Raw genomic sequence first — 21,047 nt, 5'->3', positions numbered from 1 at the left:
ATGGGTCTCGACGTCCTGAAGGCCGCACTGCCCGAGTACGCCAAGGACCTCAAGCTCAACCTGGGCTCGGTCGTGGGCAATTCCAAGCTCGCCGAGCAGACGCTCTGGGGCACGGTGCTCGCCTGCGCGATCGCCACGCGTAGCCCCAAGGTGCTGGCCGAACTCGAACCCGAAGCCAAGAGCCGGCTGTCCGACGAGGCGTTCACCGCCGCCAAGGCCGCTGCCGCGATCATGGCGATGAACAACATCTACTACCGGTCGATGCACCTCATCGGCGACCCCGAGTACAGCAACCTCCGGGCCGGGCTGCGGATGAACGTGATGGCCAACCCGGGTGCCCCGAAGGCCGACTTCGAGCTGTGGTCGCTGGCGGTCTCGGCGATCAACGGCTGCGGCCGGTGCCTGGAGTCGCACGAGCAGGTCCTGCGCAAGGAGGGCGTGCCGCGCGAGACGATCCAGGAGGCGATCAAGATCGCCGCCGTGATCCACGCGGTCGGCGTGACGCTGGAGACCGACCAGGGCTGAGCACGCCCTGATCGCCCCGGCGAACACCCGAGACACCCGCTATACCCGCAACATCGGTAGCACCCGTGAGAGCCCGCCCCACCCGGTGAATTCCAGGGGCGGGCTCTCACGCGTTTCCCCAAGTTCCCAACCCCCGAACTCCCCGAACCCGCCCCCCTCACCGCCGAGCCCGCGACCGCCCCGCCGGACGCGACCGAATCGCCCACCGCGAGCGCGTCACCCACAACGCACACGTCGCCCACCACAACCGCGTCAACCCCTGCAACCGCGTCACCCGCCGCAGCCGAATCGGCCCCGGCACAGACCCCGGCCCGGACCCCGCCCCGACCCCGGAGCCCGACCCAGCCCCGGACCCGACCCCCGACCACCCACCGAACGCCGACTCCTCACGCCGCCGGCTCACCGTGCCGCCCCCATCCCGACCAGCGCGACCTCCCGATACAACCCCACCGCGTCCCGCACACCCATCCCGCGATATATCCGGCTCCCGGTCGAGATCGCCGTGCGCAACACCCGCTGGGTGAACGCCGGATCCAGATCGGGGTGGAAGTCGCCGGACCGGATCCCGGCCACCAGCGCCCCGGTCCAGGTGTCGGCGACCTTGGCCCGCTGCGAGGCCAGCCGGCCGGCCGGGAGTTCGTCGCCGCGCACCTCGTTTATCGCCAGCACGGTGGAGACCCCGTGATAGGCATGCGCCTCCACGGTCCGCCCGATCAGGCCGCCCAGCCGCTCCACCGGCGCCGGTTGCGCGGCGGCGTCCTTGTCGAACGCGGTACGCAGATCGCCGAGGAACTCGCCGAGCAGCTCGGCGAGCAACTGCTCCTTGGAGCCGATGTGATGCGCGAGGCTGCCGACCGGCACACCGGCCAGGTCGGCGATCCGACGCACCGTGGTGCTCGCGTATCCGTCCTGCTCGAAGAGCAGGTTGGAGGCGATCCGGATCCGGGTGCGCGCGTCGGCCTGCGGCGGCACCCGGGCCATCCGCCGTTCGGCCTCGATCCGGGCGTCCTCGATCGGGCCGACCCGACGCAGCGTGGGCACCGCGTAGCGCGCCGGCCCGAGCAGGTTGCAGATGCGCTGCGAGGAGTGCCGTCCGGGCCGCACGATGCCGCGCACGAACACGTCCACCAGACGCCCCGCGGCCGCGTCCGGGTCGTAGCGGCCGCTCGGCCGATACCACTGGGCCATCCCCCACACTGCCGATTGCAACATCAGCGACAACAACACGGGGTGCAGGTCCCGGCGCAGACTGCCGTTCTCGACGCCCCGGCGCAACACCCGCCCCCACAGGGTGGATGCCTCGGCGGTGCGGTCGGACAGCCAGACGAAGCCCTCGCTGCGGGAGAGTCGGCGCGACTCGCCGACCACCACGATCGCCGCGTCGGGACTGTTGCCGATCACTTCGAGGCTGTCCCGCAACAGGCCGCGCAGCGTGGCGATCGGCTCCTCGCCACGCTCGACGGTGGCCCGCTGTCGGCTCATGATTTCGGCGAAGAAGCTGTCGAGTACTTCGAGCAACATCGCTTCCTTGGACGGGAAGTGGTGGTACAGGCTGCCCGAGAGCATGTCGGCGGACTCGGCGATCTGCCGGACGGTCGTGGCGCCGTAGCCCCGCTTGGCGAACAGCGCACAGGCGTGTCTGATGATCTCCGCGCGTCGATCCGCTCGCGGCTTGATGTGACGCTCCGCACCCGCTCGATCGCTCAACACGATGCCAAGCGTAGTACGCCTGGGAATCCCATGCGGAATATCACGTTCCGGTAGTCCCTACTCGCCCCACGAGCCCCACCCGAACCACCCGACCGCACACCCGAGTCGCAGTGCGAACGAGTACAAAGCGCATCGGATGCGGGCACGACGACAGTCGCAACGAGCCTTCGAGCCCTCCGGATACCACCTGGGACCGAAAACGAGGCACCCGACCCCGCGCCATCATATCCTTGACTTAGTCATACACTTGGGGCAGGGTGAGATCAGGCTGGATCAATGCGTCGCCATCCGTGGACCGGCCCCGAAGACCGGCCACGCAGGACTCGCTAGGAGCGACCCCATGGGCAACCCCGTCATCGTCGAAGCCGTGCGCACCCCCATCGGCAAGCGCAACGGCCGGCTCGCCGGCCTGCACCCGGTGCAGTTGTTGTCGGCCGTCCAGCGCGGGCTGATCGAGCGGGCCGGGATCGACCCCGAACTGGTCGACCAGGTGATCGGCGGCTGTGTCACCCAGGCCGGCGAGCAGTCCGGCGACATCGTCAAGCACGCCTGGCTGTACGCCGGCCTGCCGCACCGCACCGGTGGCACCACGATCGACTGCCAGTGCGGATCCGCCCAGCAGTCGGTGCACCTGATCGCCGGACTGATCGCGACCGGCGCCATCGATGCGGGAGTTGCATGCGGCATCGAGTCGATGAGCCGCAACCCGCTCGGGCACACCGCCAAGCCCGGCCAGAAGTCCAAGCCGGAGGACTGGGCGATCGACCTGCCCGACCAGTTCACCGCCGCCGAGCGGATCGCCCGCAACCGCGGCATCACCCGCGCCGACGTCGACGCCCTGGGCGTGCGCTCACAGGCCAACGCCAAGCGCGCGTGGGACGAGGGCCGGTTCACCTCGCAGGTGGTCCCGGTCGAGGCACCCGTACTGGACGCCGAGGGCAAGCCCACCGGCGAGACCGTGCTGGTCGACCGCGACCAGGGTCTGCGCGACACCACGATCGAGAGCCTGACCCGCCTCAAGCCGGTGCTGCCCGACGGCATCCACACCGCCGGCAACTCGTCGCAGATCTCCGACGGCGCCGCGGCGCTGCTGATCATGGACGAGGACAAGGCACGCGCGCTCGGCCTGCGTCCGCGGGCTCGGATCATCGCGCAGGCGATGGTCGGCGCCGACCCGCACTACCACCTGGACGGTCCGAACGACGCGACCGAGCGGCTGTTCGCCCGCTCCGGGATGGCGATGTCCGACATCGACCTGTTCGAGGTCAACGAGGCGTTCGCGTCCGTCGTGCTCTCCTGGGCCCAGGTGCAAAAGGCCGACCTGGACAAGGTCAACGTCAACGGCGGCGCGATCGCGCTGGGCCACCCGGTCGGCTCCACCGGCGGCCGACTGCTGACCACCGCGCTCTACGAACTGGAGCGCACCGACAAGCAGTTCGCCCTGGTGACGATGTGCGCGGGCGGCGCCAACGCGTCCGGCACGATCATCGAGCGGATCTGACGCCCACCTACCGGCACCGCACACGATCGAGCCCCGCACGCCGTCCGGCGTGCGGGGCTCGACCCGCGTTCATGGGCGAGTCGTGCGACTCGCGGCCCACTCAGTACCAGTGGTGGCTCTGCCAGAACGTCCACGCCTGGCACGGGCTGCCGTAGCGCTCGTTCATGTAGCTCAGGCCCCACTTGATCTGCGTCTCGGGGTTGGTCCGCCAGTCGGCGCCGGCCGTGGCGTACTTGCTCGCCGGCAGCGCCTGCATCAGGCCGTACGCGCCGGACGACTTGTTCGTCGCGTCGACCCGCCAGCCGCTTTCCTTCGTGACGATGTTGCTGAAGCACGTGTACGCGCTCGAACTCATCATCGACTTGGCGATCGCCTGGGCGTCGGCGGCGGACGCCGACACCTTCTCCACCGCGCCGCGGTTGTCCGAGCGGGCGGCACGCTCCTGGGCCGCCTTGCGGTCCGCGGCCTCCTTGTCGGCCGCGGCCTTGTCCGCCGCCGCCTTGTCGGCCGCGGCCTTCTCCGCTGCGGCCTTTTCGGCGGCGTCGCGCTCGGCCTTGACCCGGGCGGCCTCTTCGGCCTGTACGCGCTGCGCCTCGTCGTAGGCGGCGGTCTGCGCGTCGGCCTGGTGGGTGATCCCGGTGCTCAGTTGCTGCGCCGCAGGGGCGGCAGGAACCTCGAGAAGCTTCGTGGTGCTTGCTTCGTCTACCGTCTGGGCGTCGGCGGACGCGGAAACTCCCGTGCCACTGAATCCGACCACGGCGCCAACGGCCGTGACAGCGGTGGCGGATGCCACGGCTATCCCCCGAACCGAGATCCGGCTCACACACGTTCCTTCCGACAGGCGCGCACCGCGGTCGAGCGGCGTACGAGTCCAACCCCCGGTCTGCCCACGCTCCCGGAGGGAGCATTTCGGCCCTCGCGCCGAACGATCGGTCCGGCGCGTGTGGCGGGCGGCGTACAGCAGGTCATGTGTCGAGTCGTCGGGCAGCGCTGTACGCGAGGGTCTTACAAGTCCAGCAGCCTGCCTCAGCCAAACATTCGGAAGCAATTTTCGAAGACGTGGCGAACATCACAACTCCGGGAAGGCCAAAGGCTTTTCCCTTTCCGCCGCGGACCGTTTCCACCCGGAATATGCGGACACGGCAAGGCCCCGCCGTCGACGTCTCGAAGCAGTCGAGACGTCGCCGACGGGGCCGGCCGAACAACTCCCTCCGGGGGCCTCACCAGGCATCCGTCAGCCGGGCAGGTCCTCCAACATCTCGGTCACCAGGGCCGCGATCGGCGAGCGCTCGGACCGGGTCAGGGTCACGTGCGCGAACAGCGGGTGTCCCTTGAGCTTTTCCACCACCGCGACCACCCCGTCGTGCCGACCGACCCGCAGGTTGTCCCGCTGCGCGACGTCGTGGGTGAGCACCACCCGCGAATTGCTGCCGATCCGCGACAGCACGGTCAGCAGCACATTGCGCTCCAGGGACTGCGCCTCGTCCACGATCACGAACGCGTCGTGCAACGACCGGCCGCGGATGTGGGTGAGCGGCAGCACCTCCAACATCCCGCGGGCGACGACCTCCTCGATCACGTCGGATGTGGTGACCGCCGACAGCGTGTCGAAGACCGCCTGGGCCCAGGGGCTCATCTTCTCGTTCTCGGTGCCGGGCAGGTAGCCGAGTTCCTGACCACCGACCGCGTACAAAGGACGGAAGACCATCACCTTGCGGTGCTGGTTGCGCTCCAGCACCGCCTCCAGGCCCGCGCACATCGCCAGCGCCGACTTGCCGGTACCGGCCCGGCCGCCCATCGACACGATGCCGATCTCCGGGTCGAGCAGCAGATCCAGCGCTATCCGCTGCTCGGCACTGCGCCCGTGCAGACCGAACACGTCCCGATCGCCGCGCACCAGGCGCACCCGCTTGTCCGCGGTGACCCGGCCGAGCGCCTTGCCGCGCTCGGAGACCAGCACCAGTCCGGTGTGGCAGGGCAGGTCGACGGCCTGCTCGATGTGCGTGCGATCGTGTTCGAACAGGGCGTCGATGTCGGCGGAATCGACCGTGAGTTCGGCCATTCCGGTCCAGCCCGAGGTGTTCACCAGTTCGGCGCGGTACTCCTCCGCGTTCAGTCCCACCGCGGACGCCTTGACGCGCATCGGCACGTCCTTGGACACCAGCGTCACATCGTGGCCCTCGGCCATCAGGTGCCTGGCCACCGCCAGGATGCGCGAGTCGTTGTCGCCCAGCCGGAATCCGGGCGGGAGCACGGTCGCGTCGATGTGATTGAGCTCCACCCGCAGGGTGCCGCCGGAATCCCCGATCGGCACCGGGGCGTCCAGGCGCCCGTACTGCGTACGAAGCTCGTCCAACATCCGCAGCGCGTGCCGGGCGAAGTAGCCCAACTCCGGGTGGTGCCGTTTGGCCTCCAACTCGGTGATCACGACGACGGGCAGAACGACCTCGTGCTCGTCGAACTTCAAGAGCGCCGACGGATCGGCAAGGAGCACGCTGGTGTCGAGGACATACGTCCGGTGCTGCGGAGCACGGCGTTGGATCGTGGCCACGGAGTGCCTCGCCCCCTCTCAGGGCACGCGCACCGTGCGCCCTGATCGCTCGGAGTCCGGGCCCCGGCCCGAAGGCCGGGTGCCCGGCCCTCCTGTCGCCGTGAACTGTGGAGCATGTAGAGCACGGAAGGGCCTCCCGGGCAGGTGACGGGGTGTCACCCACATATCGCACCGGCCCACAAGGATGTGCGCCGGCCCGACGGGGTTATTCCCGTCCAGGGCACCGCCAACACAAACCGGATGATCACATGCCGATGGAAACCCGGTCGTGAACGGCGGCGGTGACCGGGTGTCAGGCGCCGTAGCGGCGATGCCGGGCCGAGTAGTCGCGCAACGCCCGCAGGAAGTCCACCTTGCGGAAGTCCGGCCAGAACGCCTCGCAGAAGTAGAACTCCGAATGCGCGCTCTGCCACAACAGGAAACCGGACAACCGCTGTTCACCCGATGTTCGGATGACCAGGTCCGGATCGGGCTGGCCGCGGGTGTAGAGGTGCTCGGCGATGTGCTCGACGTCCAGCACCTCGGCCAGTTCCTCGATCGAGGTGCCCTTGCCGGCGTGCTCCACGAGCAGCGAGCGGACCGCGTCGGCGATCTCGTGCCGACCGCCGTAGCCGACCGCGACGTTGACGAACACTCCGGTCAGGTCGGCGGTCTCGGTCTCGGAGCGCTTGAGCACCTCGCGCGTGTGTTCGGGCAGCAGGTCCAGTGCGCCGACCGGGTGTACCCGCCAGCGGCGCGCGGCGGCCAGATCGGTGACCGCGTTCTCGATGATCACCATCAGATCGGCCAGTTCCTCCGGCGGCCGATTGAGGTTGTCGGTGGACAGCAGCCACAACGTGACCACCTCGACACCGACCTCTTCACACCAGGTGAGCAGCTCGTGGATCTTGTCGGCACCCTTGCGGTGCCCCTCGGCCACCTGTTCGCCGTACGCCTTGGCCCAGCGGCGATTGCCGTCCAGGATGACGCCGACGTGACGCGGTATCACCGTACGGTCGAGCGACGCCTCGATGCGCTTGCCGTATGCGCCGTATGCGAGGTCCCGCAGGCCCATGTCCACCTGCTCCTCCGTCCGTGATCACCCGCGCCGAAAACCCTACTCCCGTCCGACACCCGCTCGACGTCACGCGGCGGAGGGCGGGCGTGAAGATGCGGTGAAGGTCGGCTCGCGGACGGCGTGTCGCGCGCTCATCCGAGGGTGGCTTTCCGAACGCCGAGGGCCCGGCGGGAGAGATCCCGCCGGGCCCGGAGCGTACCGGTATTTTGACGTCGAGTCAGCTTCAGCCGTCGAGTCGCGAGACCAGCTTGTTGTACTCGTCCCACAGGCCCTGCGGGGTGTGCGAGCCGAACTTCTCCAGGTGCTCGGGGACCAGTGCGGCCTCCTGCTTCCAGATCTCGCGGTCCACGGTCAGGAGCAGGTCCAGCTCCGTTTCGGTGAGGTCCAGGCCCTTGAGGTCCAGGGATTCACGCGTGGGCAGTACGCCGATCGGGGACTCGACGCCGTCGGCGAGTCCTTCCAGGCGCTCGACGATCCACTTGAGCACCCGGCTGTTCTCGCCGAAGCCCGGCCAGACGAACTTGCCGTCGGCGTCCTTGCGGAACCAGTTCACGTAGTAGATCTTCGGCAGCTTGTCCGCCGAAGTGGCCTGGCCGATGTCCAGCCAGTGCGCCATGTAGTCGCCCATGTTGTAACCGCAGAAAGGCAACATGGCGAACGGGTCGCGACGCAGCTCGCCGACCGTGCCCTCGGCCGCGGCGGTCTTCTCCGAGGCGACGTTCGCGCCGAGGAAGACACCGTGCTGCCAGTCGAAGGACTCGGTCACCAGCGGCACCGCGCTGGCGCGCCGACCGCCGAAGAGGATGGCCGAGATCGGCACACCCTTCGGGTCCTCCCACTCGGGCGCGATCGTCGGGCACTGGGCGGCCGGGACGGTGAACCGCGCGTTGGGGTGGGCGGCGGGGGTCTCCGACTCGGGAGTCCAGTCGTTGCCCTTCCAGTCGACCAGGTGCGCGGGGGCGTCCTCGGTCATGCCCTCCCACCAGACGTCGTTGTCGTCGGTGAGCGCGACGTTGGTGAAGACCGAGTTGCCCCACATGGTCTTCATCGCGTTGGCGTTGGTGTGCTCGCCGGTGCCCGGCGCGACACCGAAGAAGCCCGCCTCGGGGTTGATCGCGTACAGCCGGCCGTCCTCGCCGAACCGCATCCACGCGATGTCGTCACCGACGGTCTCCACCGTCCAGCCCGGAATGGTCGGCTGGAGCATCGCGAGGTTGGTCTTGCCACACGCGGAGGGGAAGGCGGCGGCGATGAACTTCGGCTCGGCGCCCGAGGGAGGCGTGAGCTTGAGGATCAACATGTGCTCGGCCATCCAGCCCTCGTCCCGCGCCATGACCGACGCGATCCGCAGCGCGTAGCACTTCTTGCCGAGCAGGGCGTTGCCGCCGTAGCCCGAACCGTAGGACCAGATCTCCCGGTCCTCGGGGAAGTGCGTGATGTACTTCTCGCTGTTGCACGGCCACGGCACGTCCGCCTCGCCCTCGCCGAGCGGGGCCCCGACGGTGTGCACGGCCTTGACGAACTCGCCGTCGGTGCCCAGGAAGTCGAGCACCGCCTGGCCCATCCGGGTCATCGTGCGCATCGAGACCGCGACGTAGGCGGAGTCGGTGATCTCCACCCCGTAGGCGGCCAGCGACGAGCCGATCGGCCCCATGCAGAACGGCACCACATACATCGTGCGGCCACGCATCGAGCCGGCGAACAGACCGCCGAGCTTGGTGCGCATCTCGGCCGGGGCTATCCAGTTGTTGGTCGGACCCGCGTCCTCCTCCTTCTCGGAGCAGATGTAGGTCCGGTCCTCGACGCGCGCGACATCCCGAGGGTCGGAGGTCGCGTAGTAGCTGTTGGGGCGCTTGTTCTCGTCGAGCTTGCGGAAGGTGCCCTTCTCGACGAGGAGGTCGGCGAGGCGCTGGTACTCCTCGTCCGAACCGTCACACCATTCGATCCGGTCGGGCTGAGTCAGCCGGGCGATCTCACTCACCCAGTCGAGTAGCTGCCTGTGTTTCGTCGGGACCTCGTTGGCCACGATCGCTCCATTTCGCGCCTGGGACGGCGAGTCCCCGGCGTCGGGGTTGAGGGTTGCGGGGATTTTATCCGGTCGGCCGGGCGCAGAACCGCCCGGGACAGGGCCCCACCTGGAAGTTGTGCCCCGTACCGGACCGAAAACCCCAAAGACGTGCGCTTTCGCGCCCCTCCGGGACAAGATCTCCCGTGATGCGTCTCACTTTGTACTTACCAGTAACCTACGTGGGCGTAAGTACACTCGGCGACATGAGTGTGGACGCGCACGCCTTCCCGGCGCCCTTGACGCCCATCAAACCCAAGCTGCGCGGCTGGATCCACGCGGGGACTTTTCCCCTCGCGGTCGCCGCGGGCATAGTTCTGGTCGCCCTGGCCGGGGACGCCAAATCCCGCGTCGCCTGCGGCGTGTTCGCACTGACCGCGGCGATGCTCTTCGGCACCTCCGGGGTCTACCACCGAGGCAACTGGGGGCCGCGCGGCGAGGCCGTTCTGCGCCGGCTGGATCACGCCAACATCTTCCTGATCATCGCGGGCACCTACACCCCGTTGACCATTCTATTGCTGGGCAAAAGCGACCAAATCCTACTGTGGGTGGTGTGGATCGGGGCACTCGCCGGGATCGGTTTCCGGGTGTTCTGGATCGGCGCGCCACGCTGGCTCTACACCCCGATCTACGTCGCGCTGGGCTGGGCGGCGGTGTTCTACCTGCCCGAGTTCATGCGCGAGGGCGGCGTCGCGGTGGTGGTCCTGGTGATCGTCGGCGGCGTGCTCTACAGCCTCGGCGCGGTGGTCTACGGGATCAAGCGGCCCAACCCCTCGCCACAGTGGTTCGGCTTCCACGAGGTCTTCCACGCCTTCACACTGCTCGCCTTCGCGAGCCACTTCGTCGCCGTCGCGCTGGTCGCGCTGGACTGATCCCCTCCCGCTCGTCGCCTCGAAGGCCCGCCGCTCCGTTCGGAGTTGCGGGCCTTCGAGCTTTTCCGGGTTTTCCCCCGAGCTTGGGCTGCTCTTTGCCGAGAAAATCGACCGTCACTCGATTTTGAGAGCTACTGTCAGAAGGCAGAAGCAATCAATAGATGGGGACTGTCATGAATGCGACGCAGCAGGGGTCGGATCGCCCGGCCGAAGCCGACGCTCCGCCCGACCCCAGGCGGTGGTGGGCGTTGGGCGCGTTGGTGGTCGGGCTCTTGGTGGTCGGCCTGGACACCACGATCATCAACGTGGCGATGCCGACGCTGAGCGAGCAACTGGGCGCGAGCACGGGCGACCTGCAGTGGATCGCCGACTCGTACATCGTGGTGTTCGCGGCGCTGATGCTCCCGGCCGGACTGATCGGCGACCGCTACGGCCGGCGTCGCTTCCTGCTCGTGGGGCTGGCGATCTTCGGCGTCGGCTCGGTGGTCGGCGCGCTGGTCGGCTCGGTCGAAGGGGTGATCGCGGCGCGCGCCCTGATGGGCATCGGCGGGGCGTTCATCATGCCGCTGTCGTTGTCCATCCTGCCCGCGCTCTTCCCGGCCGCCGAGCGCGGCAAGGCGATCTCGGTCTGGGCCGCGAGCACGGCCCTGGGCATCCCGCTGGGCCCGATCCTGGGCGGGCTGCTGCTGGAGCACTTCTGGTGGGGCTCGGTGTTCCTGATCAACATCCCGATGGTCGGGCTGGCCCTGCTCGTCAGCGTCTTCCTGCTGCCGGTCTCGCGCTCCCCCGAGGCACCGAAGGTGGACCTGACGGTCACCGCGCTGGTGGTCGCCGCGCTGACCACGCTGATCTTCGCGCTGATCGAGGCGCCCGAGTGGGGCTGGGCCGACACCCGCGTGCTCGCGCTGTTCGGCGCGGCGGCGCTGCTGATCGCGAGCGTGGTGGTGCGCGAGACCCGGGCCCGGCAGCCGATGATCGACCTGGGGCTCTTCCGCGACCGCAACTTCCTGTGGGCCACCATCGCCGCCCTGGTGCCGTCCTTCGCGATCTCCGGCGTGTTGTTCCTGGTCCCGCAGCGCTTCCAGGGCGTGGACGGCCACAACGCGTTCGGCACCGGACTGCGGCTGCTGCCGCTGCTGGGCGGGCTGTTCGTGGCCTCGCTGACCAGTACCCGGCTCGCGGCGCGGTTCGGCTACAAGGTGGTCATCCCCAGCGGCCTGTTCGTGCTCGGTTGCGGGCTGCTGTTGGGCGCGACCGGCTCGGCGGACGACGGGTACGGGCGGACCGCCTTCTGGCTCGTGGTGACCGGGCTGGGCCTGGGCACGTCGCTGGTGCCCTCGATGGACGCGGTGATGGCCAACCTGGCGCCGGAGCGCACCGGGATGGGATCGGCCCTGGTGCAGACCCTGCGCCAGGTGGCGGGCGCGCTCGGGGTGGCCATCCTGGGCAGTGTGCTGGCCTCCGCCTACCTGGACCGGATCGACACCGCCGGTCGCCCCGGCCCGGTCGCCGACGCCGCACGCGATTCGATCGGCGGCGCGGTCAAGGTGTCCGACCACGGCGCGGACCCGACGCTGCTCGACTCGGCCCGCGAGGCGTTCGTACACGGCATGAATCTGAGCCTGCTGATCTGTGGCATCGCCTCGCTGGTGTTCACCGTCGCGGTGGCGATCTTCCTGCCCCGGCGCCCCGTGGCCGCACCGGGGTCCGCGCCGGGTGTCGGTGAACCGGGAGAATCGACGCATGACCGCGAAGGAGTCCTCCATCCCTGACCTGCCCGGCTCGCCCGCGGGGTTGCGCGAGCGCAAGAAGATCAAGACCCGGCAGGCGATTCGCCGGGAGGCGTATCGACTCTTCCGCGAGCACGGCTACGACGCGACCACCGTCGACCAGATCGCCGAGGCCGCGGAGATCTCGCCCAGTACCTTCTTCCGCTATTTCCCGAGCAAGGAGGACGTCGTACTCACCGACGAGTACGACCCCCTCCTGATCGAGATCCTGCGGACGGCACCCGACGACATGAGCATGCTCCGGGTGGTGCGCACCAGGGTGCTGGACGTCCTGCGCGAGATCATCCGGGTGGACGGTGCGGAGATGGCCACCCGGATGACGCTGGTGCTCAACGTGCCGGCGCTGCGGCGGCGCACCTACGAGCAGCAGATGTCGTCCTGGACGCTGATCGCGGAGGCGTACGCCGCCCGCTCCGGGCGCTCCCCGTACGACCTGGAACTGCGCGTCGCCGCCGCCTCGATCAACGCGGCGATGGCCGAGGCGATCATGGCGTGGGCACGCGCCGGCTGCACCGGGGACCTGGTCGCCATGGTCGACCGGGCCCTCGCCCTGTTGGAGACGGGGCTGCGGCACAACCCGTGATGTCGGTGGTCGTTCGGTGCGGCCCCGGCCCGTGGGCGCCGGGGCCGCGGCGGCGCGGGCGCCGGTCTCAGGCCCGGGCCACCGCCTTGGACAGCACCTGTTCGGCCAGTTGCTCCGGGTCGGTCACCGGCGCGTCGCAGGTGAAGTGCCGACATACGTACGCCGCCGGTCGGCCGCCCACCAGCGGCCGGTCGCGCAGCAGCGGCATCGGCGACTCCTCGGCCGGGTCGCCCATCGCGACCACCGCGCCGGGGGCGGTGGACATCAGCGCGGTCAGGTAGAGCGCCCAGGTCGCGTCGTCGTCGCGCGGGCCGACCACGGCGATCTCGCGTGGCCCGTCCAGCCACGCCTCGGCGACGGCCAGGCCCCAGCCGACCATGCGCGGGGCCTGCGCGGCCAACACCTTGACCAGGCCCAGCGCGCGGCCGGCGGCCTCGCGGTGGTCCTCCGAGCCCAGGTGCGCCGCGTAGCCCAGCAGCGCGCCGGCCGCGCCGGTCCAGCCCGACGGGGTGACGCCGTCGGTGGGGTCCTGCGGTCGGCGGAAGAGTTCCTCGGCGTCGTCGGCGGTGTCGTACAGCGCCCCGTCCTCGTCCACGAAGTGCCCCAGCACCACGTCCACGAGCACGCCGGCGAAGGTCAGCCACGCGTCGTCCGAGGTCACCGCGTACAGCGCGAGGAAACCCTCGGCCACGTCCGCGTAGTCCTCCAGGACACCCGCGTTCGGCCCCGGCCGGCCGTCGCGCGAGGTGCGTACCAGCCGGTCGCCCAGCTCGTCGTCCTCGTCGCCGCCCAGATGCACCGCGAGCAGCAGGTCGGCCGCCGCGAGCGCGGCGTCGAGCAGGTCAGGGCGGGAGAACAGGGTGCCGGCCTCGGCCAGCGCGGCGATGGCCAGCCCGTTCCACGCGGCCACCACCTTGTCGTCCCGGCTCGGCCGGGCCCGCTCCGCGCGGGCGGCCAGCAACCTCGCCCGTACGTCGGTCAGTCGCTCGACGTCCTCGGGGTCGTCGAGCAGTTGCAGGACGGACATGCCGTGCTCGAAGGTGCCCTCCTCGGTCACCGCGAACACCTCGGCCGCCCACGCGCCGTCCGCCTCGCCCAGCACCTCGACCAGTTGCGCCGGGGTCCAGGCGTAGAACGCGCCCTCGACCGACTTCCCGTCCGGGTCCGGGCTGTCCGCGTCCAGCGCGGAAGCGAACGCGCCCTCGGGGGTCCGCAGTTCGCCGACCACGAAGTCGGCCGTCTCCAGCGCGATCCGCCGGGCGAACTCGCTCCCGGTGGCCCGCCACAGGTGGGTGTACACCCGGATCAACTGGGCGTTGTCGTAGAGCATCTTCTCGAAGTGCGGCACCACCCACGCCTCGTCCACCGAGTACCGCGCGAAGCCGCCGCCGAGTTGGTCGTAGATGCCGCCCCGGGCCATCGCCTCGCAGGTCTCCTGGGCCATCTCCAGCGCCGCCTCGGACTCGGTCCGGGCGTGGTGCCGCAGCAGGAACTCCAACACCATCGACGGCGGGAACTTGGGCGCGCCGCCGAAGCCGCCGCGCGCACCGTCGTAGTCGCGCGCGAGCAGGGTCAGCGCCCGGTCCAGATCCTCGGCGGTCGGCGCCTCGCCGCCCGTGTGCAGGTCGCGCGGGGCGGCCAGGGAGGTGGCGACCTGGAGGCCGGTGCGGCGCACCTCGTCGTTGCGGTCGACCCAGGCTTCGGTGATCTTGTACATGATCTGCCGGAACGAGGGCATCCCCCGGCGCGCCTCGCTCGGGAAATAGGTGCCGCAGAAGAACGGCTCCCCGTCGGGCGTGGCGAACACGGTCATCGGCCAGCCGCCCTGACCGTGGTTCATCGCGACCGTGGCCTCCATGTAGATCGCGTCCACATCCGGCCGTTCCTCGCGGTCGACCTTGATCGCGACGAAGTTCGCGTTGACGATCTCGGCGGTGGCCTCGTCCTCGAAGGACTCGTGGGCCATCACGTGACACCAGTGGCACGCGCTGTACCCGACGCTGAGCAGGATCGGGACATCACGACGACGGGCCTCCGCGAACGCCTCCTCACCCCACGGCCACCAGTCGACGGGGTTGTCGACGTGTTGGAGCAGGTAGGGCGACGTGGATCCCGCAAGACGATTCGGCATACCGCCATCCTCGCGTGCCGACCCCGGCCGGAGCCGGCAACCCCCGGCGCGTCGGCGCGGTCTGGCCGGATTCGTCGTCAGTCCCGTCTGCCGTAGAGGTGGAGGGTGATCGGGCCGCAGATGAGGGTGAGGGTGGCGGTTGCGGCGAGGGACCAGAGGATCTCGCCGGTGCCGCCGGTGCCGCCCATCAGGGCGCGGGCCGCGCTCGCGACGTGGCTGAGCGGGTTGATCTCGACGAAGGCTTGCAGCCGGCCGGGCATTGTGCTCGGCCGGACGAAGACGTTGCCGGCGAAGGACAGCGGCATCAGCACGGCGTTGGCGATGCCCAGGACGACGGCGGGGTCGCGGACGGCCGGCGCCAGGATCCGCAGCGCCTGTGGACGCTGTTCGCCGTCCAGGAGCCGGAGTTGCAGGGTGCCCGATCCGACCCGGGACTTGAGCTCGGTGCTGGTGCCTTCGGCCACGATCCGGCCGTGGTCGACGACCGCGATCCGCTCGGCGAGCCGGTCGGCCTCCTCCAGGTACTGGGTGGTGAGCAGCACCGTGGTGCCGGCCGCGGCGACCCGACGGACCAGCTCCCACACCTGGTTGCGGCTGCGCGGGTCGAGGCCGGTGGTCGGCTCGTCCAGGAACAGCAGGTCGGGAGTCACGATCAGGCCGGCGCCGATGTCGAGCCGCCGGCGCATGCCGCCCGAGTAGCCGCCGACCGGGCGGCCGGCCGCACCGGTCAGGTCGAACGCGGCGAGCAGGTCGTCGGCGCGCCGGCGGCAGGCGGACCGGGACAAGCCGTGCAGTCGGCCGAGGATCAGCAGGTTCTCGTATCCGGTCAGGTCCTCGTCGAGGGAGGCGAACTGGCCGGTCACCGCCACTCGGGCCCGAATCGCGTTCGCCTGGGTCCTCACGTCGTGACCGAGGACCCGGGCGGTGCCGCCGGAGGGCCGGGTCAACGTGGCCAGGATCCGGATCGTGGTGGTCTTGCCCGCCCCGTTGGGCCCCGATCCCCCGCCGAGCGCCACGACACCCGCGGTCCGGCCGGGTCGTCGTCCGTCGGTCCCACTCCCATGGAATTCACACGGAACCCGCGTAGACCCCGACCAGGGCCGGAACGACGGCCGTGCCGAGGTCGTGGATCGCGTCGAAATGGGCCCGCAGTGCGGGCGTTCGCGCACGAGAGGCTTCGGCAGCGGCTTCAATGGGGTCGAGGCGACGTTGGGAATCGGGGGCATTCCATGATGCGGGTGACGGCGGTGGGGGCGGCCCTGATCGTGAGCGGTGCGCTCGTGGTCGGGTGCCAGGGGGGTTCGTCCAAGAGCGGTCCGTTCGGCCTGGGGGCGACCGACTCGCCCAGTGCGAGCGCGAGTACGGATCGGCCCGGTCCGCCGCCGCCTCCCCCGCTCGACCCGGTCACCTCCGCGCCGCCGACGACCAGCGCGCCCCCGAGCCCCACCACGACCACCCGCGCCGATGTGCAACTGAGCGCCGCGCAGGCCAAGACGCTGGTCGCGGGGGTCGCCCTGGTGCCCAAGGACTGGGGTCCGACCTACGTCCCCCAGGAGCGCAACTACGAGTACGGCGGCCTGGATCGGGTGGTCACCGGCACCGACTGCAAGCAGGTCGTCCAGGGCACCACGGCGGGCGCACTCGCGACCCTGTCGCGCTACGTGTACATCCCGGACGGCCAACCGAGCGTGGACAACCTGAGCAAGACGCTCGCGACGTCCTCGGCGACCGTCTACTCCAGCACCGCGGCGGCGCAGACCGACATGCGGATCGGTATCGCCGACGGCCGACGCTGCCCCAACCAGGTGCTCGTCGGAGACGAGAAGCTGAACGACATCCAGGTCTATGACCTGACCGTGCCGGGCATCGACGAGGTGCACCTGGCGCGCGCCAAGTGGTTCGCCAAGGGCGGCGGATCGCCCTTCCAGTACGTATGGGTGACGGCCCGTCAAGGCCAGATGGTGCTCACCGCGGCGGTCGTGGACCGAGGCGACAAGACCTTCGAGTCGGCCAAGGACCAGGCCATCGACGCACTGGCCAGGATGGTCGTGCGCACCCGGACGCAACTGCGCTGACCCGGCGCGACCACGCTGATTACCATGGGGCTCCACGCTTCACGGGGGGTCGTCGGCATGTATGGCACAGGCATACGCACAGGCACCGGCATACGCACGGGCGGCATACGCACGGGCGCCATACGCGCAGGCGGCGGAAACCGGGCGGCGGTTCGCGCGATCGGTCCGGTGCTGGGCGTCCTGCTGCTCGCGGGCTGCGCCGACGGCGGCGACGACCCGTTCGCGATCACCCCGAACGGCGCGCCCAGCGGCACCTCCCCGGTGGTCAAGGGCCCCGGCCCGACCACCACCCGTCCGTCCGCCACGCCGGCCACGTCCGCACCGCCGAGCCGCACCCCGGAACAGGCCCAGGCCCTGGCCGCGTCGCTCGCCCTCACCCCGGAGGACTGGGGTACCGGCTTCGCCAAGCAGGGCACCTACGAGTTCGCCGGCGAGACCTGGACGGACTACGCCGCCGACTGCACCCAGCAGACCGTGCCGTTGGCACCGAGCATCACCGGCCAGTGGGTGCGCCAGGTGCAACTGTCGGACACCGCACAGACCAAGGTGCTCTCCAGCGGCAGCACCACGGTGGTCGTGCACAAGGACGTGCGCGGCGCGCACGAGCAGGTACAGAACGCGCACCAGGTCAAGGACCGCTGCCCGACCCGCACCTACACGGACGGCACCCAGGCCAAGGACACCCCCGGCGCCGAGCAACCCCCGTTCGCCGAGGCCGACGAGGTGTTCGCCGAGGAGGGCCTGATGTACCCCAAGGGCGGCGGCGGACCGTACCCCTACGTCGTGTTGACGCTGCGCAAGGACACCGTGGTGATGTCCGCCTACTTCAGCGCTCCCGCCGCCGACCGCATGCCCGAGGTACGCACCCGCACCACCCAGGCGGCCCGCCTGATGCTGGACCGTCTGCTGCGCCGGTAGCGCTGTCCGCCCGAACGCGCGCCCTCGCCCGAGTGACGCGTCAGCGCCCGCCCGCCCGGGCGACTAACGTTCCGGTCATGACCCAATCGCACGGCTTTGAGACCCTGGCGATCCATGCCGGGCAGGAACCCGACCCGCTGACCGGGGCCGTGGTTCCGCCGATCTACCAGGTGTCCACGTACAAGCAGGACGGCGTCGGCGGGCTGCGTGGCGGCTACGAGTACAGCCGTTCCGGCAACCCGACCCGTACCGCGCTCGAAGAGTGCATCGCGGCCCTGGAGAACGGCACCAGGGCACTGACCTTCGCGTCCGGTCTGGCCGCCGAGGATTGCCTGTTGCGCTCCCTGTGCGCACCCGGCGACCACGCGGTGATCCCGGACGACGCCTACGGCGGCACCTTCCGACTCTTCGCGAAGGTCGCCTCCCGATGGGGCATCGACCACACCCCCGCGCACGCCGGCGACCTCGACGCGGTGCGCGCCGCGATCCGGCCGGGCGTGACCCGGCTCGTGTGGTGCGAGACGCCGAGCAACCCGCTGCTCGGCGTCGCCGACATCGCCGCGCTGGCGAGCGTCGCGCACGACGCGGGGGCGCTGCTCGTGGTGGACAACACGTTCGCCTCGCCCTACCTCCAGCAACCGCTGACGCTGGGCGCCGACGTCGTGGTGCACTCCACGACGAAGTACATGGGCGGGCACTCCGACGTCATCGGCGGCGCGCTCGTGGTGAACGACACCGCGTTGGCCGCCGAGTTGGTGTTCCACCAGAACGCGATGGGCGCGGTGCCCGCGCCGTTCGACGCGTGGTTGACGCTGCGCGGTCTCAAGACCCTCGGGGTCCGGATGGACCGGCACTGCGCGAACGCCGAGCGGGTCGTGGACCTGCTGTCGCGCCACCCCAGGGTGCGCGAGGTGCTGTATCCCGGGCTGCCCGGGCACGCGGGACACGACGTCGCGGTCAAGCAGATGAAGGCGTTCGGCGGCATGGTGTCGTTCCGGGTGAACGGCGGCGAGGATGCCGCCGTACAGGTGTGCAACCGGACCGAGTTGTTCATCCTGGGCGAGTCGCTCGGCGGCGTCGAGTCGCTGATCGAGCACCCGGGCCGGATGACCCACGCGTCGGCGGCCGGCTCGCCGCTGGAGGTGCCCGGCGACCTGGTCCGGCTGTCCGTGGGCATCGAGTCCGCCGACGACCTGCTGGCGGACCTGGAGCAGGCGCTGCGCTGACCCTTCGACCGGCCTGCCTAACGCGTCGTCTCCGAGCACGCCGAGCACGCGGTCACCAGGTTGCCGGTCTCGTCGTAGACGGTGATCGAGACCGGGATGTCGGTGGCGAACGCCCACAGGTAGGCGACGCCGGGCAGGCCGGGCGGGCGGTCCAGGCGCATCTGTTGCGCGCCGGCGGCCTCGCGCAGTTCGCCGCGTACCGCCGGGGCGGGCATGCTCTGGCCGACCAGGACCGCGACCACCAGGCGCCGCCCGGTCGGCGCGTACACGCCCGGGTCCAGGGCCATCGTGTCCAGCCGGCCGGGAGTCGGCAGGAAGTGGCAGATCGGCGCGCCCGGCGCGGTCGGTTCGCTCGGCTCGGTCACACTGCCCAGACACCACGACGAACCGTATTCGGGACCCGCGTCGCCGATCCACACCGCGCCGCCGAGCCCGACGTCGGTCCGCGGCGACCGCGGCGTCTCGTTCTCGACCGGCCACAGCGGGGTCGGGGCCGGTGGCGCCGGCGGCAACCCGCCTCCGCCGCCGGTCCCCGGGGTGGCCAGCCACCCGCCGATCGCCGCACCGGCCAACAGGCCCGAGGCGAGCAGGTGCCGCAGCCGGTGCAGGTACGCCCGCCGCCGTACCCGGTGGGCCAGGTTCGCGGGCAGCGGCCGGTACGGGAACCGCGGCGGCTCGGGTATCTCCTCCGGGTCCGCCGCCCCCGGCGTCGGCGCCGTCACGCTCATCGGATCGGTTCCGCGCTCGCGACCGACCGCGCGCGATCGGGCGCCGGCAGGCCGGCGGCCGGCATCCGGGCCATCCCGCGCCGCCACGCGAGAGCCACCGTCTCGATCGGCAACCCCAGCGCCTCGGCCGCGTCGTACTCGTCCAGGCGGGCGTACAAACGCAGCACCACGGCGGCCCGCTCGACCCGGCCGAGTCGATCCAGCGTGGTGAACGGTTCGCCCCCGTCCGGGAGTTCGCCCCGATAGCCGCGCGGCCCCGGCCGCCAGGGGTCCAGGTATCCGGCCATCAGCGCCCGCCACGCGGTGCGGACCGGATCCTGGCCGGGCGATCTGTTCCAGTGCACACACGCATGCGCCAGAGCCCGCTCGACCCGACGCTCGGCACGTCGGCGGTCGCCGGTGAGCAGGTCGGCGGCCTGCAACAGTTGGGTGCCGACGGTCTGCACGAAGAGATCGAACTCGCGAGCGTCGCGCCTGTGCACGGTCCCTCCCGCAGGTCTGCCGAGCGGATGCCCTGGGGCCGGCCCGTTGCCGTCGCCGCTCACTTGTGTTGCTGCCCCACACCTGTTCGGGTAGTCGCGTATCGCGACATGTCGGCCCCTGTCGGCTGTCGCCGCCGGCCGAGCCCCCACCGGGCGCGACGACGACACCACACTTCGTTGTCGCCACGGTAAAACGTGCGGCCCTCGAAGGGGGGTGGAATCGAGCGGTCGGGCCCGCCGATCTTGGTCCGCGCAATATCCTTCGGAGCACCACATCCGATCGACGAACGAGCGGCGATGACAGCGGACCAGGCCCATGACGACCCCACCGGCTCTGCCGACCCGCTCTACGACCGCCTGCAGCACGAGGTGGCGTTGTTCGCGCGCCGCGCCGAGCAGACCCGGCTCGGTGCCGTAGGCGAACTGCGCAACTCGATGGACCGGGCGGCCTACCTGCTGCTCGGCCGGCTGGAGACGGGCGGGCCGATGGGCGTCAAGGCCCTCGCGCAGGCGATGACGATCGACTCGTCCACGGTGACCCGGCAGGTCACCCCATTGGTCGAACAGGGCCTGGTGGATCGGGTGCCCAATCCCGACGACGGCCGCGCCGTGCTGCTCGAACTCTCCGCCGAGGGCCGGGATCGGCTGCACCAGGTGCGCAACGCCCGGCAGCGCCTGATGGCGGAGATCTGCGCGGGCTGGAGCCTGGACGACCGCGAGCGGTTCACCGAATTGCTCACCCGATTCAACGCCTCGATGGAGCGCCGGCAGAGCCGCAACCCGGCCGGCTCCTGAACTCCCGGGACCACCGGGGCGGAAGGAGACCCGGCGCA

Annotated in this window: 18 protein-coding genes; 9 read left to right on the top strand and 9 right to left on the bottom strand. The window is 70.5% G+C overall.

Going from position 1 to position 21,047, the window contains the following annotated elements:
- On the top strand, window positions 1-525 hold the full coding sequence (locus ABZ374_RS17760; protein ID WP_360311911.1) for a carboxymuconolactone decarboxylase family protein: 525 nt from the start codon (window positions 1-3) through the stop codon (window positions 523-525).
- A 399-nt stretch (window positions 526-924) separates the two neighbouring features.
- On the opposite strand, the gene ABZ374_RS17755 is transcribed toward ABZ374_RS17760, so the two are convergent.
- The gene (locus tag ABZ374_RS17755) at window positions 925-2,235 is read right to left on the bottom strand and encodes a TetR/AcrR family transcriptional regulator (protein ID WP_360311909.1); all 1,311 of its coding nucleotides are present in this window, start codon (window positions 2,233-2,235) and stop codon (window positions 925-927) included.
- A gap of 340 nt (window positions 2,236-2,575) precedes the next feature.
- Here ABZ374_RS17755 and ABZ374_RS17750 point away from each other — a divergent pair, with 340 nt between their 5' ends.
- Window positions 2,576-3,736: a steroid 3-ketoacyl-CoA thiolase gene (locus ABZ374_RS17750; protein ID WP_360311907.1), complete on the top strand. Its 1,161-nt coding sequence runs from the start codon at window positions 2,576-2,578 to the stop codon at window positions 3,734-3,736.
- A 100-nt stretch (window positions 3,737-3,836) separates the two neighbouring features.
- On the opposite strand, the gene ABZ374_RS17745 is transcribed toward ABZ374_RS17750, so the two are convergent.
- The 4 genes from ABZ374_RS17745 to ABZ374_RS17730 form a co-directional block, all read right to left on the bottom strand.
- Window positions 3,837-4,529, bottom strand: coding sequence for a transglycosylase SLT domain-containing protein (locus ABZ374_RS17745; protein ID WP_360311905.1), 693 nt, complete (start codon window positions 4,527-4,529; stop codon window positions 3,837-3,839).
- Window positions 4,530-4,970: 441 nt separating this feature from the next.
- The gene (locus ABZ374_RS17740) at window positions 4,971-6,287 is read right to left on the bottom strand and encodes a PhoH family protein (protein ID WP_360311903.1); all 1,317 of its coding nucleotides are present in this window, start codon (window positions 6,285-6,287) and stop codon (window positions 4,971-4,973) included.
- Window positions 6,288-6,579: 292 nt separating this feature from the next.
- Entirely contained in the window at window positions 6,580-7,341 is a 762-nt protein-coding gene (locus tag ABZ374_RS17735) for an isoprenyl transferase (RefSeq protein ID WP_360311901.1), read from the bottom strand.
- Window positions 7,342-7,567: 226 nt separating this feature from the next.
- Window positions 7,568-9,370, bottom strand: coding sequence for a phosphoenolpyruvate carboxykinase (GTP) (locus tag ABZ374_RS17730; protein ID WP_360311899.1), 1,803 nt, complete (start codon window positions 9,368-9,370; stop codon window positions 7,568-7,570).
- A 245-nt stretch (window positions 9,371-9,615) separates the two neighbouring features.
- Here ABZ374_RS17730 and ABZ374_RS17725 point away from each other — a divergent pair, with 245 nt between their 5' ends.
- From ABZ374_RS17725 to ABZ374_RS17715, 3 genes are all read left to right on the top strand, one after another.
- Window positions 9,616-10,281, top strand: a complete 666-nt coding sequence (locus tag ABZ374_RS17725; RefSeq protein ID WP_360311897.1) for a hemolysin III family protein — start codon at window positions 9,616-9,618, stop codon at window positions 10,279-10,281.
- Between the two features lie 173 nt (window positions 10,282-10,454).
- The gene (locus ABZ374_RS17720) at window positions 10,455-12,053 is read left to right on the top strand and encodes an MFS transporter (protein WP_360311895.1); all 1,599 of its coding nucleotides are present in this window, start codon (window positions 10,455-10,457) and stop codon (window positions 12,051-12,053) included.
- Window positions 12,025-12,654: a TetR family transcriptional regulator gene (locus tag ABZ374_RS17715; RefSeq protein ID WP_360311893.1), complete on the top strand. Its 630-nt coding sequence runs from the start codon at window positions 12,025-12,027 to the stop codon at window positions 12,652-12,654. The genes ABZ374_RS17720 and ABZ374_RS17715 overlap by 29 nt, the downstream gene beginning before the upstream one ends.
- Before the next feature lie 67 nt (window positions 12,655-12,721).
- Here ABZ374_RS17715 and ABZ374_RS17710 read toward each other — a convergent pair whose 3' ends face one another.
- Window positions 12,722-14,785: a thioredoxin domain-containing protein gene (locus tag ABZ374_RS17710; RefSeq protein ID WP_360311891.1), complete on the bottom strand. Its 2,064-nt coding sequence runs from the start codon at window positions 14,783-14,785 to the stop codon at window positions 12,722-12,724.
- A gap of 77 nt (window positions 14,786-14,862) precedes the next feature.
- Complete coding sequence (locus ABZ374_RS17705) at window positions 14,863-15,801, bottom strand: ATP-binding cassette domain-containing protein (RefSeq protein ID WP_360311889.1); 939 nt, start codon at window positions 15,799-15,801, stop codon at window positions 14,863-14,865.
- 213 nt (window positions 15,802-16,014) lie between these two features.
- Here ABZ374_RS17705 and ABZ374_RS17700 point away from each other — a divergent pair, with 213 nt between their 5' ends.
- From ABZ374_RS17700 to ABZ374_RS17690, 3 genes are all read left to right on the top strand, one after another.
- Complete coding sequence (locus ABZ374_RS17700; protein WP_360311887.1) at window positions 16,015-16,860, top strand: hypothetical protein; 846 nt, start codon at window positions 16,015-16,017, stop codon at window positions 16,858-16,860.
- A gap of 168 nt (window positions 16,861-17,028) precedes the next feature.
- The gene (locus ABZ374_RS17695) at window positions 17,029-17,778 is read left to right on the top strand and encodes a hypothetical protein (RefSeq protein ID WP_360311885.1); all 750 of its coding nucleotides are present in this window, start codon (window positions 17,029-17,031) and stop codon (window positions 17,776-17,778) included.
- Between the two features lie 77 nt (window positions 17,779-17,855).
- Window positions 17,856-19,004 carry a cystathionine gamma-synthase gene (locus ABZ374_RS17690; protein WP_360311883.1) on the top strand — a complete coding sequence of 383 codons (1,149 nt, stop codon included), beginning with the start codon at window positions 17,856-17,858 and terminating at the stop codon, window positions 19,002-19,004.
- 17 nt (window positions 19,005-19,021) lie between these two features.
- Here the strand turns inward: ABZ374_RS17690 and ABZ374_RS17685 are convergent, their stop codons facing one another.
- Together ABZ374_RS17685 and ABZ374_RS17680 are read right to left on the bottom strand one after the other, a co-directional pair.
- Window positions 19,022-19,732 (bottom strand): hypothetical protein, encoded by a 711-nt coding sequence (locus tag ABZ374_RS17685; RefSeq protein ID WP_360311881.1) that lies wholly within the window; start codon window positions 19,730-19,732, stop codon window positions 19,022-19,024.
- A complete protein-coding gene (locus ABZ374_RS17680) occupies window positions 19,729-20,214 on the bottom strand; it encodes a hypothetical protein (RefSeq protein WP_360311879.1) in 486 nt (161 codons plus the stop codon). Before ABZ374_RS17680 ends, ABZ374_RS17685 begins: the two co-directional genes overlap by 4 nt.
- A 297-nt stretch (window positions 20,215-20,511) precedes the next feature.
- On the opposite strand from ABZ374_RS17680, the gene ABZ374_RS17675 reads away from it, so the two are divergent.
- Entirely contained in the window at window positions 20,512-21,009 is a 498-nt protein-coding gene (locus ABZ374_RS17675) for a MarR family transcriptional regulator (RefSeq protein ID WP_360311877.1), read from the top strand.
- The last annotated feature ends 38 nt before the right edge of the window (window positions 21,010-21,047 follow it).

The sequence above is a fragment of the Embleya sp. NPDC005971 genome, assembly GCF_040629175.1.
In the GTDB taxonomy this organism is placed as follows: domain Bacteria; phylum Actinomycetota; class Actinomycetes; order Streptomycetales; family Streptomycetaceae; genus Embleya.
This window is presented reverse-complemented; position numbering and strand designations above follow the sequence as displayed.